Annotated in this window: 10 protein-coding genes, 2 tRNA genes and 4 rRNA genes; 2 read left to right on the plus strand and 14 right to left on the minus strand. The window is 44.4% G+C overall.

Going from position 1 to position 17,947, the window contains the following annotated elements:
* Positions 1-97 precede the first annotated feature (97 nt).
* From OCV39_RS12940 to dusA, 13 genes are all read right to left on the minus strand, one after another.
* A 16S ribosomal RNA gene (locus tag OCV39_RS12940) occupies positions 98-1,642 on the minus strand.
* Positions 1,643-2,036: 394 nt separating this feature from the next.
* Positions 2,037-2,152: ribosomal RNA gene (gene rrf / locus OCV39_RS12945) — 5S ribosomal RNA — on the minus strand.
* 182 nt (positions 2,153-2,334) lie between these two features.
* A 23S ribosomal RNA gene (locus OCV39_RS12950) occupies positions 2,335-5,225 on the minus strand.
* 298 nt (positions 5,226-5,523) lie between these two features.
* Positions 5,524-5,599: transfer RNA gene (locus OCV39_RS12955), tRNA-Ala, on the minus strand.
* A 39-nt stretch (positions 5,600-5,638) separates the two neighbouring features.
* Positions 5,639-5,715 (minus strand) — tRNA-Ile (locus tag OCV39_RS12960).
* Between the two features lie 69 nt (positions 5,716-5,784).
* A 16S ribosomal RNA gene (locus tag OCV39_RS12965) occupies positions 5,785-7,329 on the minus strand.
* The 16S, 23S and 5S rRNA genes sit together here with 2 tRNA genes alongside, the layout of an rRNA operon.
* Positions 7,330-7,978: 649 nt before the next feature.
* A complete protein-coding gene (locus tag OCV39_RS12970; protein ID WP_261888592.1) occupies positions 7,979-8,755 on the minus strand; it encodes a phosphoadenylyl-sulfate reductase in 777 nt (258 codons plus the stop codon).
* Complete coding sequence (gene cysI, locus OCV39_RS12975; RefSeq protein WP_261888593.1) at positions 8,748-10,481, minus strand: assimilatory sulfite reductase (NADPH) hemoprotein subunit; 1,734 nt, start codon at positions 10,479-10,481, stop codon at positions 8,748-8,750. Before cysI ends, OCV39_RS12970 begins: the two co-directional genes overlap by 8 nt.
* Entirely contained in the window at positions 10,481-12,307 is a 1,827-nt protein-coding gene (locus tag OCV39_RS12980) for an assimilatory sulfite reductase (NADPH) flavoprotein subunit (RefSeq protein ID WP_261888594.1), read from the minus strand. Before OCV39_RS12980 ends, cysI begins: the two co-directional genes overlap by 1 nt.
* A 117-nt stretch (positions 12,308-12,424) precedes the next feature.
* Complete coding sequence (locus OCV39_RS12985; RefSeq protein ID WP_113796855.1) at positions 12,425-12,655, minus strand: hypothetical protein; 231 nt, start codon at positions 12,653-12,655, stop codon at positions 12,425-12,427.
* A gap of 160 nt (positions 12,656-12,815) precedes the next feature.
* Positions 12,816-13,481, minus strand: coding sequence for a TIGR04219 family outer membrane beta-barrel protein (locus tag OCV39_RS12990; RefSeq protein WP_017051402.1), 666 nt, complete (start codon positions 13,479-13,481; stop codon positions 12,816-12,818).
* Positions 13,482-13,589: 108 nt separating this feature from the next.
* On the minus strand, positions 13,590-13,799 hold the full coding sequence (gene pspG / locus OCV39_RS12995; RefSeq protein WP_113796853.1) for an envelope stress response protein PspG: 210 nt from the start codon (positions 13,797-13,799) through the stop codon (positions 13,590-13,592).
* A 187-nt stretch (positions 13,800-13,986) separates the two neighbouring features.
* Positions 13,987-14,967: a tRNA dihydrouridine(20/20a) synthase DusA gene (dusA, locus tag OCV39_RS13000; RefSeq protein ID WP_261888595.1), complete on the minus strand. Its 981-nt coding sequence runs from the start codon at positions 14,965-14,967 to the stop codon at positions 13,987-13,989.
* A gap of 258 nt (positions 14,968-15,225) precedes the next feature.
* Here dusA and zur point away from each other — a divergent pair, with 258 nt between their 5' ends.
* The gene (gene zur / locus OCV39_RS13005; protein ID WP_029203235.1) at positions 15,226-15,684 is read left to right on the plus strand and encodes a zinc uptake transcriptional repressor Zur; all 459 of its coding nucleotides are present in this window, start codon (positions 15,226-15,228) and stop codon (positions 15,682-15,684) included.
* 17 nt (positions 15,685-15,701) lie between these two features.
* On the plus strand, positions 15,702-16,163 hold the full coding sequence (locus OCV39_RS13010; RefSeq protein WP_017051398.1) for a chemotaxis protein CheX: 462 nt from the start codon (positions 15,702-15,704) through the stop codon (positions 16,161-16,163).
* Positions 16,164-16,292: 129 nt separating this feature from the next.
* On the opposite strand, the gene pgi is transcribed toward OCV39_RS13010, so the two are convergent.
* The gene (gene pgi, locus OCV39_RS13015; RefSeq protein WP_261888596.1) at positions 16,293-17,945 is read right to left on the minus strand and encodes a glucose-6-phosphate isomerase; all 1,653 of its coding nucleotides are present in this window, start codon (positions 17,943-17,945) and stop codon (positions 16,293-16,295) included.
* Positions 17,946-17,947 lie beyond the last annotated feature (2 nt).

The raw sequence follows: 17,947 nt of genomic DNA on the forward strand, positions 1-17,947 counted from the left end.
CTTTAATCAATAACCGAAGTCATTCATTAAAGCTCTGCTTTAACTTATCTAAACCTAATCAATCTGTGTGGGTACTCATCGTGAAAATCTTCGTATATAAGGAGGTGATCCAGCCCCAGGTTCCCCTAGGGCTACCTTGTTACGACTTCACCCCAGTCATGAACCACAAAGTGGTGAGCGTCCTCCCCGAAAGGTTAAACTACCCACTTCTTTTGCAGCCCACTCCCATGGTGTGACGGGCGGTGTGTACAAGGCCCGGGAACGTATTCACCGTAGCATTCTGATCTACGATTACTAGCGATTCCGACTTCATGGAGTCGAGTTGCAGACTCCAATCCGGACTACGACGCACTTTTTGGGATTCGCTCACTATCGCTAGCTTGCTGCCCTCTGTATGCGCCATTGTAGCACGTGTGTAGCCCTACTCGTAAGGGCCATGATGACTTGACGTCGTCCCCACCTTCCTCCGGTTTATCACCGGCAGTCTCCCTGGAGTTCCCGACATTACTCGCTGGCAAACAAGGATAAGGGTTGCGCTCGTTGCGGGACTTAACCCAACATTTCACAACACGAGCTGACGACAGCCATGCAGCACCTGTCTCAGAGTTCCCGAAGGCACACCTGCGTCTCCGCTGGCTTCTCTGGATGTCAAGAGTAGGTAAGGTTCTTCGCGTTGCATCGAATTAAACCACATGCTCCACCGCTTGTGCGGGCCCCCGTCAATTCATTTGAGTTTTAATCTTGCGACCGTACTCCCCAGGCGGTCTACTTAACGCGTTAGCTCCGAAAGCCACGGCTCAAGGCCACAACCTCCAAGTAGACATCGTTTACGGCGTGGACTACCAGGGTATCTAATCCTGTTTGCTCCCCACGCTTTCGCATCTGAGTGTCAGTATCTGTCCAGGGGGCCGCCTTCGCCACTGGTATTCCTTCAGATCTCTACGCATTTCACCGCTACACCTGAAATTCTACCCCCCTCTACAGTACTCTAGTCCGCCAGTTTCAAATGCAGTTCCGAGGTTGAGCCCCGGGCTTTCACATCTGACTTAACGAACCACCTGCATGCGCTTTACGCCCAGTAATTCCGATTAACGCTCGCACCCTCCGTATTACCGCGGCTGCTGGCACGGAGTTAGCCGGTGCTTCTTCTGTCGCTAACGTCAAATGATGCTGCTATTAACAACACCACCTTCCTCACGACTGAAAGTACTTTACAACCCGAAGGCCTTCTTCATACACGCGGCATGGCTGCATCAGGCTTGCGCCCATTGTGCAATATTCCCCACTGCTGCCTCCCGTAGGAGTCTGGACCGTGTCTCAGTTCCAGTGTGGCTGATCATCCTCTCAGACCAGCTAGGGATCGTCGCCTTGGTGAGCCATTACCTCACCAACTAGCTAATCCCACCTAGGCATATCCTGACGCGAGAGGCCCGAAGGTCCCCCTCTTTGGCCCGAAGGCATTATGCGGTATTAGCCATCGTTTCCAATGGTTATCCCCCACATCAGGGCAATTTCCTAGGCATTACTCACCCGTCCGCCGCTCGACGCCGAAATAGCAAGCTACTTCTCGTTTCCGCTCGACTTGCATGTGTTAGGCCTGCCGCCAGCGTTCAATCTGAGCCATGATCAAACTCTTCAATTAAAGTTTTTGCATCCTAAGATGCGGCTCAATGAATACTGACTTCAAAACTAATATTTACCGCTCTTTCGAAAAAGAACAGAAACATGTAATTCTAAAGCTATTACCATTCCAACAGAATGGTAATGAATTGACTGTGCCAAGTTCTAAGAACTTGTATTGGTCACTCAGTTCATTGATATCTTTTGTTTCGACAAAGCGAAACTAGTGATTATCATCAACGAGTGCCCACACAGATTGATAGGTCTAAATTGTTAAAGAGCTTTGCTTTCAGTGCCTTAGCACCTAAGCAGGAGGCGTATAATACGCTTTCTACTTTGAAAGTCAACATAATATTCTAAGTAATCACTTAAAAAACTATGTTGACTCATCTCTTACAAGATAAGTCGAAATTAAAGCCTGGCGATGTCCTACTCTCACATGGGGAAGCCCCACACTACCATCGGCGCTACTGCGTTTCACTTCTGAGTTCGGCATGGAATCAGGTGGGTCCGCAACGCTATGGTCGCCAAGCAAATTCTTTTTCTACTTTCAGCTTTTAAAAAGCTAAAGGTAAATAATTCGGAAAGCTGTTTCTCTATTTAATAGAGCAATTAAAAGTCTCTAAACTCATTCAAGTGTTTCTTGTTTTGCTTCTGCTTTTTAAAAGCGGAAACAAATTGGTATTGAGTCCATCAAAACCCCTTGGGTGTTGTATGGTTAAGCCTCACGGGCAATTAGTACAGGTTAGCTCAATGCCTCGCAGCACTTACACACCCTGCCTATCAACGTTCTAGTCTTGAACAACCCTTTAGGGCACTTAAAGTGCCAGGGAAGACTCATCTCAGGGCTCGCTTCGCGCTTAGATGCTTTCAGCGCTTATCGATTCCGAACTTAGCTACCGGGCAATGCCACTGGCGTGACAACCCGAACACCAGAGGTTCGTCCACTCCGGTCCTCTCGTACTAGGAGCAGCCCCCTTCAATCTTCCAACGCCCACGGCAGATAGGGACCGAACTGTCTCACGACGTTCTAAACCCAGCTCGCGTACCACTTTAAATGGCGAACAGCCATACCCTTGGGACCGACTTCAGCCCCAGGATGTGATGAGCCGACATCGAGGTGCCAAACACCGCCGTCGATATGAACTCTTGGGCGGTATCAGCCTGTTATCCCCGGAGTACCTTTTATCCGTTGAGCGATGGCCCTTCCATTCAGAACCACCGGATCACTATGACCTACTTTCGTACCTGCTCGAATTGTCATTCTCGCAGTCAAGCGGGCTTATGCCATTGCACTAACCACACGATGTCCAACCGTGTTTAGCCCACCTTCGTGCTCCTCCGTTACTCTTTGGGAGGAGACCGCCCCAGTCAAACTACCCACCAGGCACTGTCCGCAATCCCGATAAGGGACCTACGTTAGAACATCAAGCATACAAGGGTGGTATTTCAAGGTTGACTCCACCGCATCTGGCGACGCGGTTTCAAAGTCTCCCACCTATCCTACACATGTAGGGTCAATGTTCAGTGCCAAGCTGTAGTAAAGGTTCACGGGGTCTTTCCGTCTAGCCGCGGGTACACTGCATCTTCACAGCGATTTCAATTTCACTGAGTCTCGGGTGGAGACAGCGTGGCCATCATTACGCCATTCGTGCAGGTCGGAACTTACCCGACAAGGAATTTCGCTACCTTAGGACCGTTATAGTTACGGCCGCCGTTTACCGGGGCTTCGATCAAGAGCTTCGACCGAAGTCTAACCCCATCAATTAACCTTCCGGCACCGGGCAGGCGTCACACCGTATACGTCATCTTACGATTTTGCACAGTGCTGTGTTTTTAATAAACAGTTGCAGCCACCTGGTATCTGCGACTCCTAGTAGCTCCATCCGCAAGGGACTTCACCGCCAAGAGCGTACCTTCTCCCGAAGTTACGGTACCATTTTGCCTAGTTCCTTCACCCGAGTTCTCTCAAGCGCCTTGGTATTCTCTACCCGACCACCTGTGTCGGTTTGGGGTACGATTTCTTATAATCTGAAGCTTAGAGGCTTTTCCTGGAAGTATGGCATCAATGACTTCACACCCGTAGGTGCTCGACATCGTGTCTCAGCCTAACAAGAGTCCGGATTTACCTAAACTCTTAGCCTACGCACTTGAACCTGGACAACCGTCGCCAGGCCCACCTAGCCTTCTCCGTCCCCCCATCGCAATTATAAGAAGTACGGGAATATTAACCCGTTTCCCATCGACTACGCTTTTCAGCCTCGCCTTAGGGGTCGACTTACCCTGCCCCGATTAACGTTGGACAGGAACCCTTGGTCTTCCGGCGTGGGAGTTTTTCACTCCCATTATCGTTACTCATGTCAGCATTCGCACTTCTGATACGTCCAGCAGCCCTTACGAACCACCTTCAACCGCTTACAGAACGCTCCCCTACCCCACACACCTAAGTGTGCAGCCGCAGCTTCGGTTTATTACTTAGCCCCGTTACATCTTCCGCGCAGGCCGACTCGACCAGTGAGCTATTACGCTTTCTTTAAATGATGGCTGCTTCTAAGCCAACATCCTGGCTGTCTGAGCCTTCCCACATCGTTTCCCACTTAGTAATAATTTGGGACCTTAGCTGGCGGTCTGGGTTGTTTCCCTCTTCACGACGGACGTTAGCACCCGCCGTGTGTCTCCCGGATAGTACTTACTGGTATTCGGAGTTTGCAAAGGGTTGGTAAGTCGGGATGACCCCCTAGCCTTAACAGTGCTCTACCCCCAGTAGTATTCGTCCGAGGCTCTACCTAAATAGATTTCGGGGAGAACCAGCTATCTCCGAGTTTGATTGGCCTTTCACCCCTAGCCACAAGTCATCCGCTAATTTTTCAACATTAGTCGGTTCGGTCCTCCAGTTGATGTTACTCAACCTTCAACCTGCCCATGGCTAGATCACTCGGTTTCGGGTCTATATCCAGAGACTGTGTCGCCCAGTTAAGACTCGGTTTCCCTACGGCTCCCCTAAACGGTTAACCTTGCCACTGAATATAAGTCGCTGACCCATTATACAAAAGGTACGCAGTCACACCACGAAGGTGCTCCTACTGCTTGTACGTACACGGTTTCAGGTTCTATTTCACTCCCCTCACAGGGGTTCTTTTCGCCTTTCCCTCACGGTACTGGTTCACTATCGGTCAGTCAGTAGTATTTAGCCTTGGAGGATGGTCCCCCCATATTCAGACAGGATATCACGTGTCCCGCCCTACTCGATTTCACTGATTATGATGCGTCGGTTACGGGGCTATCACCCTTTGCTGCGACACTTTCCAGAGTCTTCACCTGCATCATTAAAAGCTTAAGGGCTAATCCAATTTCGCTCGCCGCTACTTTCGGAATCTCGGTTGATTTCTCTTCCTTCGGGTACTTAGATGTTTCAGTTCCCCGAGTTCGCCTCGTTACGCTATGTATTCACGTAACGATACTAGCTTATGCTAGTGGGTTTCCCCATTCGGAAATCCCAGACTCAAAAGACTTTTACTGTCTAATCTGGGCTTATCGCAAGTTAATACGTCCTTCATCGCCTCTGACTGCCAAGGCATCCACCGTGTACGCTTAGTCACTTAACCATACAACCCGAAAGGGTCTTGTGTATGGCAACTAACCAAGGTTTTTGGTTGTCATTAAGAAGGGTTAATTCTCAATGACTGTTTGCCGGACTCAATAATGGAACAATGTAAACATTGTTCCGAATACAAGACACTTGAATGTGTTTGTGTGTTTATCAATGAAGATAAACATTGAGAACTTTTAAATTTGATTTGAGTTACTCGTAAGTAATCAAATCAGTCAGCTTTCCAAATTGTTAAAGAGCTTGATTTCTTTCGAAACCATTTTTAAAGATTCTTAAGGAAAAACCCTTAAAGATGGTGGAGCTATGCGGGATCGAACCGCAGACCTCCTGCGTGCAAGGCAGGCGCTCTCCCAGCTGAGCTATAGCCCCATCTGTATTTGTCGATATTGTTCCAAACCTAAAAAGGATTGGTGGGTCTGAGTGGACTTGAACCACCGACCTCCCGCTTATCAGGCGAGCGCTCTAACCAGCTGAGCTACAGACCCAATATCGTCTCTTTTACTTTTTAAACCTAATCAATCTGTGTGGGTACTCATCGTGAAAATCTTCGTATATAAGGAGGTGATCCAGCCCCAGGTTCCCCTAGGGCTACCTTGTTACGACTTCACCCCAGTCATGAACCACAAAGTGGTGAGCGTCCTCCCCGAAAGGTTAAACTACCCACTTCTTTTGCAGCCCACTCCCATGGTGTGACGGGCGGTGTGTACAAGGCCCGGGAACGTATTCACCGTAGCATTCTGATCTACGATTACTAGCGATTCCGACTTCATGGAGTCGAGTTGCAGACTCCAATCCGGACTACGACGCACTTTTTGGGATTCGCTCACTATCGCTAGCTTGCTGCCCTCTGTATGCGCCATTGTAGCACGTGTGTAGCCCTACTCGTAAGGGCCATGATGACTTGACGTCGTCCCCACCTTCCTCCGGTTTATCACCGGCAGTCTCCCTGGAGTTCCCGACATTACTCGCTGGCAAACAAGGATAAGGGTTGCGCTCGTTGCGGGACTTAACCCAACATTTCACAACACGAGCTGACGACAGCCATGCAGCACCTGTCTCAGAGTTCCCGAAGGCACACCTGCGTCTCCGCTGGCTTCTCTGGATGTCAAGAGTAGGTAAGGTTCTTCGCGTTGCATCGAATTAAACCACATGCTCCACCGCTTGTGCGGGCCCCCGTCAATTCATTTGAGTTTTAATCTTGCGACCGTACTCCCCAGGCGGTCTACTTAACGCGTTAGCTCCGAAAGCCACGGCTCAAGGCCACAACCTCCAAGTAGACATCGTTTACGGCGTGGACTACCAGGGTATCTAATCCTGTTTGCTCCCCACGCTTTCGCATCTGAGTGTCAGTATCTGTCCAGGGGGCCGCCTTCGCCACTGGTATTCCTTCAGATCTCTACGCATTTCACCGCTACACCTGAAATTCTACCCCCCTCTACAGTACTCTAGTCCGCCAGTTTCAAATGCAGTTCCGAGGTTGAGCCCCGGGCTTTCACATCTGACTTAACGAACCACCTGCATGCGCTTTACGCCCAGTAATTCCGATTAACGCTCGCACCCTCCGTATTACCGCGGCTGCTGGCACGGAGTTAGCCGGTGCTTCTTCTGTCGCTAACGTCAAATGATGCTGCTATTAACAACACCACCTTCCTCACGACTGAAAGTACTTTACAACCCGAAGGCCTTCTTCATACACGCGGCATGGCTGCATCAGGCTTGCGCCCATTGTGCAATATTCCCCACTGCTGCCTCCCGTAGGAGTCTGGACCGTGTCTCAGTTCCAGTGTGGCTGATCATCCTCTCAGACCAGCTAGGGATCGTCGCCTTGGTGAGCCATTACCTCACCAACTAGCTAATCCCACCTAGGCATATCCTGACGCGAGAGGCCCGAAGGTCCCCCTCTTTGGCCCGAAGGCATTATGCGGTATTAGCCATCGTTTCCAATGGTTATCCCCCACATCAGGGCAATTTCCTAGGCATTACTCACCCGTCCGCCGCTCGACGCCGAAGTAGCAAGCTACTTCTCGTTTCCGCTCGACTTGCATGTGTTAGGCCTGCCGCCAGCGTTCAATCTGAGCCATGATCAAACTCTTCAATTAAAGTTTTTTGCATCCTAAGATGCGGCTCAATGAATACTGACTTCAAAACTAATATTTACCGAAGTAAACATGTAATTCTAAAGCTATTATCATTCCAACAGAATGATAATGAATTGACTGTGCCAAGTTCTAAGAACTTGTATTGGTCACTCAGTTCATTGATATCTTTTGTTTCGACTTAATTTACTTTCGCTTTAAAAAGCGAAAACAAACAGTACGAAACTAGTGATTATCATCAACGAGTGCCCACACAGATTGATAGGTCTAAATTGTTAAAGAGCTTCTCTTCTAAGTTGCTAAGCTTCCTTTGAAGAGGTGGGCTATTCTAGCGAGATAAACGAGAGTGTCAAACACTTTTTCAAATTATCTTTTTAAGCTAGAAGCCTAACTGACATTGCGCTTGAACCCTTGTGGGCTCTGCCGTGTCAGTGAGGTCGCATTATAGAGATAACGATCGCATTGGCAAGCTCTTTTTCATAAAAAATGTAAAAAAAGAGCTTAAGCGTTTCATTTTCACTCAACGTGTTATTTATACTTATTTGTACCCACTAAAACACAAGTTATCCACAGAGTTGTTCTTTCTTGCAGCGCTACATATATAAATAAAGCCGGAAATCCGACTTTATTTACTCGTGAATATGACAGCTAGTTAAATGCCAGAGCCATTTTGCTCTGAATTATCGTCATGAAGGCCACATTCTCTTTTTAATCCGAAAAATCGAGTCTCTTCCTCACTCATTCCTGGTTCCCACCTTTTAGATGTATGCGTATCTCCAACGGATAAATACCCCTCATCTCGCAAAGGATGGTAGCTAAGCTGATTCTCTTGCAAATAGTGGTGCACATCTTTATTAGTCCAATCAATCACTGGCAGAAATTTAAACACGCCATTTTGAACAGACAAGATGGGAAGATTTGCTCTTGAGCTAGACTGCTCTCTTCTCAAGCCTGAAAACCAAGTGCTAACTTCCAGTTCATCTAAAGCACGGCGCATAGGTTCAACTTTATTCAACTTATTATACTTCTCTAAGCCGTCTATACCTTGATCCCACAGTTGACCATATTTTGCTTCTTGCCAGTTAGGACTCTCATGTGCTCGATAGATATTTAAATTAAGAGTTAACTTTTCACTTAACTCATCAATAAAGCGGTATGTTTCAGGGAACAAATAACCCGTATCAGTTAAGACCACAGGAATATCTGGCTTAGCCTGTGTTGCAAGGTGAAGCATCACAGCAGCTTGGATACCAAAACTTGAGCTGACAATATGAACGCCTTCTAAATTTTCAAGCGCCCATACAATCCTTTCTTGAGCAGTTAATTTTTCTAACTCACCATTAATTTCACCAAGACGAAGTGTTTGTTCCACTTTAGTCAGAGGAATGAATTCAGCCAACGTTAATGGATGCGCAATAGAATCAATCATAAAAATCCCTCTTAGACACTTTCACTTCGGCTATGATCCCGCTGCGAATGGTGAAATCACCGAAAGCTTCGTTCTCATGTCTCTCTTTTTCCCAGCGGCCCACCAGCAGATCGATTTCCTCTAGAATCTGAGCATCTGTGATATTTTCTTTGTACATTTTCGGAACTCGCGTCCCCGCTTTATTACCACCAAGGTGTAAGTTATAACGATTAGGAGCCTTACCTACTAGACCGATTTCGGCCAACATTGCGCGACCACAACCATTCGGACACCCCGTGACGCGAAGAATGATATTTTCATCCTCTGGTAATCCATGCTTTTTAAGGATGCCTTCAACATCAGTAACAAATTGAGGAAGAAAACGTTCAGCTTCAGCCATTGCTAACGGGCAGGTTGGAAATGCTACGCATGCCATTGAGTTTTTACGTTGCTCAGAAGTACCATCATCAATCAGGCCATACTTACGAGCGATAGCGTCTATCTCCTCTTTTTGTTCCACAGGAACCCCTGCAACAATAAGATTTTGATTTGCGGTCATGCGGAAATCACCTTGGTGAATCTTCGCTATTTCGGCCACTCCGCTTTTTAAAGGTTTTCCCGGAAAATCCAGTAATCGACCATTTTCAATAAACAGAGCTAAATGATATTTCTCATCAATACCTTTTACCCAACCGATGCGATCACCACGCTCTGTAAATTCATACGCGCGACTTTGCTCAAACTGAATATCGGCTCTCTTTTCCACTTCAGCTTTAAATACATCAATGCCGACTCTATCTAATGTGTACTTCGTCTTTGCATTTTTACGATTTGAGCGGTTTCCCCAATCTCGTTGCGTGGTGACTACCGCGGCTGCAACATCTAACGTTTTCTCTAGAGGTATAAAGCCGAAATCATCCGCTTTACGTGGATAGGTAGACGTATCACCATGCGTCATCGCTAACCCACCACCAACTAACACATTAAACCCAACGAGCTTACCTTCATCTGCAATCGCAACAAAGTTAAGATCATTAGCGTGAACATCTACATCATTCTGTGGCGGGATCACAACTGTGGTCTTAAATTTACGCGGCAAATAGTTGCTACCTAAAATAGGTTCTTCGTCTGTTGTTTCAAGCTTCTCGCCGTCTAACCAAATTTCAGCATAAGCACGTGTTTTCGGGAGTAAGTGCTCACTGATTTTTTTCGCCCACTCATAAGCCTCTTGATGTAATTCCGACTCTATCGGATTTGTCGTGCACAATACGTTTCGGTTTACATCGCCCGCCGTCGCAATTGAATCAATACCGATGCTATTGAGAGTTTGGTGCATCAGTTTAATGTTTGGTTTTAAAACCCCATGAAATTGGAAAGTTTGACGCGTTGTTAATCGTAAGCTTCCATATGATGTATGCTCATCTGCAAATTTATCAATAGCAAGCCACTGCTTCGGAGTAATAATCCCTCCTGGCATACGAGCTCTCAGCATCACATTATGCAAAGGCTCTAACTTTTGCTTTGCTCGTTCCGCTCGGATATCTCGATCATCTTGCTGGTACATGCCATGAAAGCGGATCAACTGAAAATTATCGGACGTAAAACCACCCGTAATTCTATCCTTCAAATCATGCTCAATGGTTCCTCGTAAGAACTGACTCTCTCGCTTCAAGCGCTCGTTATCAGCGAGTGGCCCAAGAACTTGGCCTAAGACTGACTGGTTACTTGTTTCATTCTTCGCACTCATTAATACACATCCCTTTGATAACGTTTTGCCTTGCGTAAATCACTTACATACTCTTCTGCTTGTTCCCGGCTAAGATTTCCTTGCAGCTGCGCGACAACAATTAAAGCGTCATGAACATCTTTAGCCATTCGGTTAGCATCGCCGCATACATATAGATAAGCCCCATCGCTTAGCCATTGCCAAACTTGCTCTGCTTGCTCAAGAATACGATGTTGAACGTACACTTTTTCATGCTGATCACGACTGAACGCCACGTCGAGTTGCGTCAATATTCCAGACTTCAAATACTTCTGCCATTCCACCTGATATAAGAAATCTTGCGTAAAAGTTCGATCTCCAAAGAAAAGCCAATTCTTACCTTCCGCTTCTCTGTTATCTCTTTCTTGAATAAAGCTACGGAAAGGAGCAATGCCAGTACCAGGTCCAATCATGATGATAGGAGCGGAGTCATCTTGAGGTAGTTTGAAGTTATTATTATTTTCGATGAAGACTTTAACTTCATCACCTTCCTCTAATCGGTGAGAAAGAAAGCTAGAAGCACCACCAAAACGAGAATCATCACCTTTGAGATATTCAACAACACCTACCGTAAGATGAACCTCTTCTTCTACTTCAGACTGGCTTGATGCTATGGAATAGAGACGTGGAGTCAAACGGCGCAAAATATCACTGAGTTGAGCAGCCGATAATTTTGTTTTCTTTTCACTCAACACATCGATAATTTGAGTGCTTGCTGCGTACTCACGTAACTTGTCTTTATCTTCCACCAGCTTCTGCAATTTTTTGCTTCCAGAAAGCTCAGCATACTTGGTCACAAATTGTAGATTAGCTGACGTAATTTCGTATTTAGCAATTAAAGCACTGCGGATTGATAAGCTATCTCCATCCACCTCGATACTTTCAACCCCTGACAAACCTACTCGGCTTAGGATTTCATCGACAAGTTCTGCACTATTTTCAAACCAAACACCAAGAGCATCACCCGCTTGATAAGTCAGGCCAGAATCTTCAAGATCGATTTCAATGTGGCGAACATCTTTACCAGAATCACGGCCTGTAATTTTTTGGCTCGTCAATAGTGTCGCGGTATACGGGTTTTGCTTAGTGTACTGACTATGAGAAACAGCAGACGTAACCGGTAACTGTACGACGTCGGCATCATTAACGGATAAAGCATCTTTAACGTAATCCAGCGCTTCTTTTCGCCATTGCTGCACAGCGTTTTCATAGTCGACATCGCAGTCAATCCGTTCAATAAAAGGGGTAGCACCTTGTTTTGAAAGAAAAGCATCAAAGTCTTTGCCTGTTTGGCAGAAAAATTCATAACTCGAATCTCCTAGACCAATCACACCGTACTTTAAATTCGGTAACTTAGGCGCTTTCTTCGATTGTAAATATTCGTGCAACTCAATGGCATTATCCGGAGCCTCACCTTCACCGTTGGTGGAAGCAACGATGATGACATGCGTCTCTTTCGCTAAACTCTTAGCTTTATAGTCACTGGCATCAAAAAGAGTGGCAGTAATACCAAACGTTTTAGCCTCTTGAGCTAACGCTTCTGCTACACCTTTTGCATTCCCAGTTTGAGACGCATAAATAATAGTGAGCTTTCCCTCAGGCTTTGATGCAACACCAAGAGGTTGAGTATTAGAAGTAGATTCTGATGATTGGTCTTGGCTGACTCCCCAAAAATACCCACTTACCCATGCAAGTTGTTGTGGTGAAAGATTGGAAGTAGCTTGTTGAAGCTGACCTATTTGTTGATCATTTAATGGTGCTGCTAAAGTGGAAAGTCCCTTTAACAATACGTTCTCGTTAGACGACATAGTCACGACATCCCTATTCATTGCGTGACGATAGATTAACCACTCCTTTTAATAACAAGAAAGAATAGATAGGCATGTTTTATAACTTTTAGAATTAAGAAGCCGATAGTTAAGCTATTATTTAGGCTCAATACGGACTTGCTGAAAACCCACAGCCATAGCTGATTTCGACGCTAAATCCAGATTTTCATAATGGCACTCCTCACCATGAGAATCCGTGAGTAAAACAAAACCACCTTTTGCATGACGAAATTCAACAACCCAAGTCCCTTCTTCCGCTGAAGGTTCGATTATCGCTTCCACCAACTTATTATCCCGATACAGATATCTAAGCTCCGTTACCGTCATGGCACTCTCCTCTCAAAATAGAGCAATACACATCTATTAAGAATGGCTCAAACTGAGAATAGTGCTAAAAAAATTAAGATTTATCTAAATGGCAGATATAAAAAACGCCGCATAAAAGCGACGTTCTTTGAAATGTAAGTGTTATCAGTCATCCATAGGATTAAAATTCGACAGCGCCACCTAAGAACCACCCATCAACCAAGATAAACGACTTACCCAGATCAGAGGCAAAAACATCAGATTCTAAGTCAATAACTCGATAGCCACCTCTGAGCGCGATATCCGCGGCTTCTAGAGGAATTCGATATTGGACTCCGGCCATAATGTCAGCACTTTTGATGCCACTGCTATCACCAAACTCCATTTGACCAATAATGCTCAACTCTGTCTTAGGAACGTTGATTTCACCTTGGGCATACCAACTCCACGTAAATTCATCGAATTTTTCGGTATTGGCAGCAGGTGCGCCATTGACATAATGACTGTTCGAATACTGTGTAAATGTCATACCCGCATCAAAGTGTAATAAGTCATGCTCCATCAAACTGTAATACAAGGTGTAGTCATATTTATCAAATGCCACATAATCTGCATCTATCGTTGTATAGCGAATACTTGCATTGGGAATCATTGGCAATTTATGTTCAAAAGCAAAGTAAAGAGAAGCCGACGTTGAATCATCTCTTGTCACTTCATTCGCTTCTGTATTTCCCCACCACATGTCAGCACCGACTTTAGCTGAGTAAAAAGCATCATCAGCAAGAGCCGATGCACTTCCCAAAGCCAAGGTTAAGCCAGTTAATATAGTAAAGGTTGATTTATTCATCCGGTATAGCTCCCAATCTTTTCGCTATGTGGTTATATCAGTCTTAATCGATGAATAATAACATAACCTTTAGACAGAAAATGCCTTAACCGGAAACCTCACCCAAATTTAACGTGAACTATAGACATAATTTTTGAAAAACCACACTCCAAGGACAATAACAATAAGCCAAGGAAGTAATTTAAAGACAACCCCTATCATCCCCAATAATGTCATCACAACAAAAGCGACCGCAGTTGCAGCAAAGACTGTCATCATGGTGAGCCCAGTCACTAGAAGTGTCGATATAAATACCAAAATAAAAATTAGTTCAAACATAGTCAGTTCCTCATGGTTTATGAGTTAACTAGAGCAGTATTCATACCAAGATTGATATTTTAATAAAAGGCTTACATATCAGATAGATAAAAGCCAGAGTAACAACCACTCTGGCTTTTAAAATAAAAAGTGGTCAAATTCACCATGTTAGTTGGTAAAAATTACACAATTACAGTTCACTCTGCATCTACACATTGAGTTCTTTAGGTATTTTGGCAAGAGCGGCTTCTACAACCTCAATTCCAGAACCTTTTTTATGTGCGTTTTCACTGATATAGCGGCGCCACTGTCTTGCTCCCGGCATACTTTGGAATAGCCCCAACATATGACGAGTAATATGGCCAAGGCTAGCACCTGCGGCCAACTCTTTTTCAATATATGGGAGCATTTCTTCTACAACCTGAGTTCGCTTTTTCACAGGTTGATCTAAACCAAAGATCTGCTGATCTACTTCCGCCAAAATATAAGGGCTTTGATACGCTTCTCGCCCAATCATGACACCATCTAAATGCTGCAAGTGCTCTTTCGATTCTGCTAACGTCTTAATTCCACCATTAAGGGCAAGTACCAAATGCGGGAAATCTCTTTTGAGTTGATAGGCACGTTCGTAGTCAAGAGGTGGGATCTCACGGTTCTCTTTTGGGCTCAATCCACTCAGCCACGCTTTTCTCGCATGAATCGTAAATTGTTCACAGCCACCCTTCTCTGAGACAGTCGAAATAAAATCCGTTAAAAACTCATAAGAGTCATGGTCATCAATACCAATTCGAGTCTTCACCGTTACTGGAATATCAACCACATCCTTCATTGCCGCGACGCAGTCAGCCACTAACTGAGGTTCTGCCATCAAACATGCGCCAAAACGTCCATTCTGTACTCGGTCTGACGGACAGCCAACATTTAAGTTCACTTCGTCATAGCCGCGTTCTTGAGCTAATTTCGCACAAGTAGCCAAATCAGCCGCATTTGAACCACCTAGCTGTAACGCGATTGGATGCTCTTGTTCGCTGTATGCTAGAAAATCACCTTTACCATAGATAATCGCGCCAGTCGTTACCATTTCTGTGTAGAGTAATGTTTGTTGTGATAATAAACGGTGAAAGTAACGGCAATGGCGGTCAGTCCAATCGAGCATTGGAGCGACTGATAGCCTACATGCATGAGTCATGAGTCAAACATCCTAATTTACAGTAAAGTATTCTTTGTCGCTAAGCACGGCAAAAAGCAAAGTCGGCTATTGTAATCGTTACGCCTTTCTAGTTCTAGAATATCTTCTTCACTATCGTTTTCCTCGTAGATAAGATACCGTGTATAGCATTATCTTCATGCTATTTATTAGACAAACTGCGGGCTCTGGTAATAAAATTATTGGTTTCTCAACGATATTCGTTGAAAAATAGTTTATTATTAAGCAAGTCCAATTGTTATGGTGAAAATTTTGGACCTGACATTAATAGAACAAATACAAGATATATGCACAGTTAGGGGTGTACGACTGACTCCGCAGAGGAAAAGAGTGTTTGAACTTATCTGTTCTAATAAAAAAGCATCAAGTGCTTATGATTTATTAGAACAGCTAAAACAAAGCGAACCTCAAGCAAAACCTCCAACTGTTTATCGAGCTTTAGATTTTTTATTGGAACAAGGATTCATTCATAGAGTTGAATCAACCAATAGTTTTATTTCTTGCTGTTCATGCAATGCACACAAACATTTCTCCCAATTATTAATTTGTGATAAATGTGGCACGGTAAAAGAACTACAAGATGATACTATGACCGCCTTATTGGCAAAAAATGCAGAGAAACACGGTTTCCAACTCACTAATCATGTCATTGAATCTCATGGTGTTTGCCAACCTTGTTCCTCCAGAATGACAGAATAAGATAATAGAAGAACGTTATGCGCGCTGAATTTGTAAATCCGTTTTTAGCTTCATTGATGAATGTCCTAAAAACTATGGCTTCATTAGAATTGAAGCCGCAAAAACCAAGAGTAAAAAAGGACGAAATAGCCAGAGGTGATGTTTCTGGTCTTATTGGTATGATCGGTACGACAACTCGCGGTTCTATGTCGATTACTTTTGATGAAGGTTTAGCATTAGAGATAATGCAGAATATGCTTGGTGAAAGACCCAACGGCCTAAATGAAGAAGTGACTGATATGGTTGGTGAGATCACCAATATGGTTACTGGTGGTGCAAAACGTATTCTTGCTGAAAGTGGATTTGATTTTGATATGGCAACACCTGTTGTTGTATCAGGAAAAGGCCACACTATTCGTCATAAGTGCGAAGGCGCAATCATCATCATGCCATTTACCTCACAATGGGGAAATGCTTTCATTGAAATCTGCTTCGAATAACGGAAACCAATGATAAGTATAGAAAAGGTTGATGCTTTTGTATCAGCCTTTTTTGTTGCCTGTTTTAAACAAAAAACAGTCAATAAAAAGGCCAGTATCTCTACTGGCCTCCTTTCAGTAACAATCTAATTAAGCTTTAAATGCTTTAAACGCATTAATCAAACCATTAGTAGAACTGTCATGAGAATCTACGGCAGCTTCACTTTCTAGCTCAGGCAGAATTTGGTTTGCTAGCTGCTTACCAAGTTCAACACCCCATTGGTCGAAGCTAAAGATATTCCAAATAACACCTTGTACGAAGATTTTATGTTCGTACATCGCAATTAGATTACCTAGTGTTTTTGGTGTGATTTGCTTAACCAAGATAGAGTTAGTTGGACGGTTACCTTCAAAAACTTTAAATGGTACTAAGTCTTTCATCTCTTCTGCTGTTTTACCTGCAGCGGCAAATTCAGCTTCAACCGTCTCTTTTGTCTTACCGAATGCAAGCGCTTCAGTTTGAGCAAAGAAGTTAGACATTAGTTTTTGATGATGATCACCTGCTGGGTTGTGGCTTAATGCTGGTGCAATAAAGTCACATGGAATCAACTTAGTTCCTTGGTGGATAAGCTGATAGAAAGCGTGTTGACCATTTGTTCCAGGTTCGCCCCAAATAATTGGACCTGTTTGGTATTCAACAACATCACCGTTACGATCAACCGACTTACCATTAGATTCCATATTACCTTGTTGGAAATATGCAGCAAAACGATGTAAGTATTGATCGTATGGAAGAATTGATTCAGATTCAGCGCCATGGAAGTTGTTGTACCATAAACCAATCAATGCCAATAGCACAGGGACGTTATCTTCGAATGGTGTTTCAACAAAGTGATTATCCATTTCATGAGCACCTTCTAATAGCTCAATGAAGTTATCGAAACCAACAGACAGTGAAATTGACAATCCGATAGCTGACCATAAAGAGTAACGGCCACCTACCCAATCCCAGAATTCAAACATGTTATCTGTATCAATACCAAACTCAGCGACTGATGTTGCATTCGTTGATAAGGCTGCAAAGTGTTTTGCTACATGCGCTTGATCACACGCAGATGCCAAGAACCAATCACGAGCACTGTGTGCATTCGTCATTGTTTCTTGAGTCGTAAAGGTTTTTGATGCAATCAGGAATAACGTTGTTTCTGGATCGACTTTCTTCAACGTTTCAACAATATGAGTACCGTCAACGTTAGAAACAAAGTGCATGTTCAAGTGTGTTTTATAAGGCGCTAGAGCCTCAGAAACCATGTAAGGGCCAAGATCTGAACCGCCAATACCGATGTTCACAACATCTGTAATTGCTTTACCCGTATAACCTTTCCATTCACCCGAAACGATACGGTGCGTAAATAGCTCCATCTTAGCTAGCACTGCATGAATAGCAGGCATAACATCTTCGCCATTAACCATTACTGGCTTATCGCTGCGGTTACGTAATGCGGTGTGCAGAACAGAGCGACCTTCAGTTTTATTGATCGCTTCACCACTGAACATCGCGTCAATTGCCGCTTTAAGTTCAGTTTCATTTGCCAAGGCAAATAGGTGCTTCAAAGTTTCTTGGTTAATTAAGTTTTTCGAGTAATCAACTAGAATATCAGAACCAAAGTTTGTAGAAAATTGTTCGAAACGTTGGCTATCTTGTGCAAATAAAGACTTAAGGTCCATATCTTGCGCTGATTCAAAGTGCGCAGTTAGAGCTTTCCAAGCTTGAGTTTGCGTTGGATTGATATTTTTCAACATGG

This window comes from Vibrio cortegadensis, from assembly GCF_024347395.1.
Taxonomy (GTDB): domain Bacteria; phylum Pseudomonadota; class Gammaproteobacteria; order Enterobacterales; family Vibrionaceae; genus Vibrio; species Vibrio cortegadensis.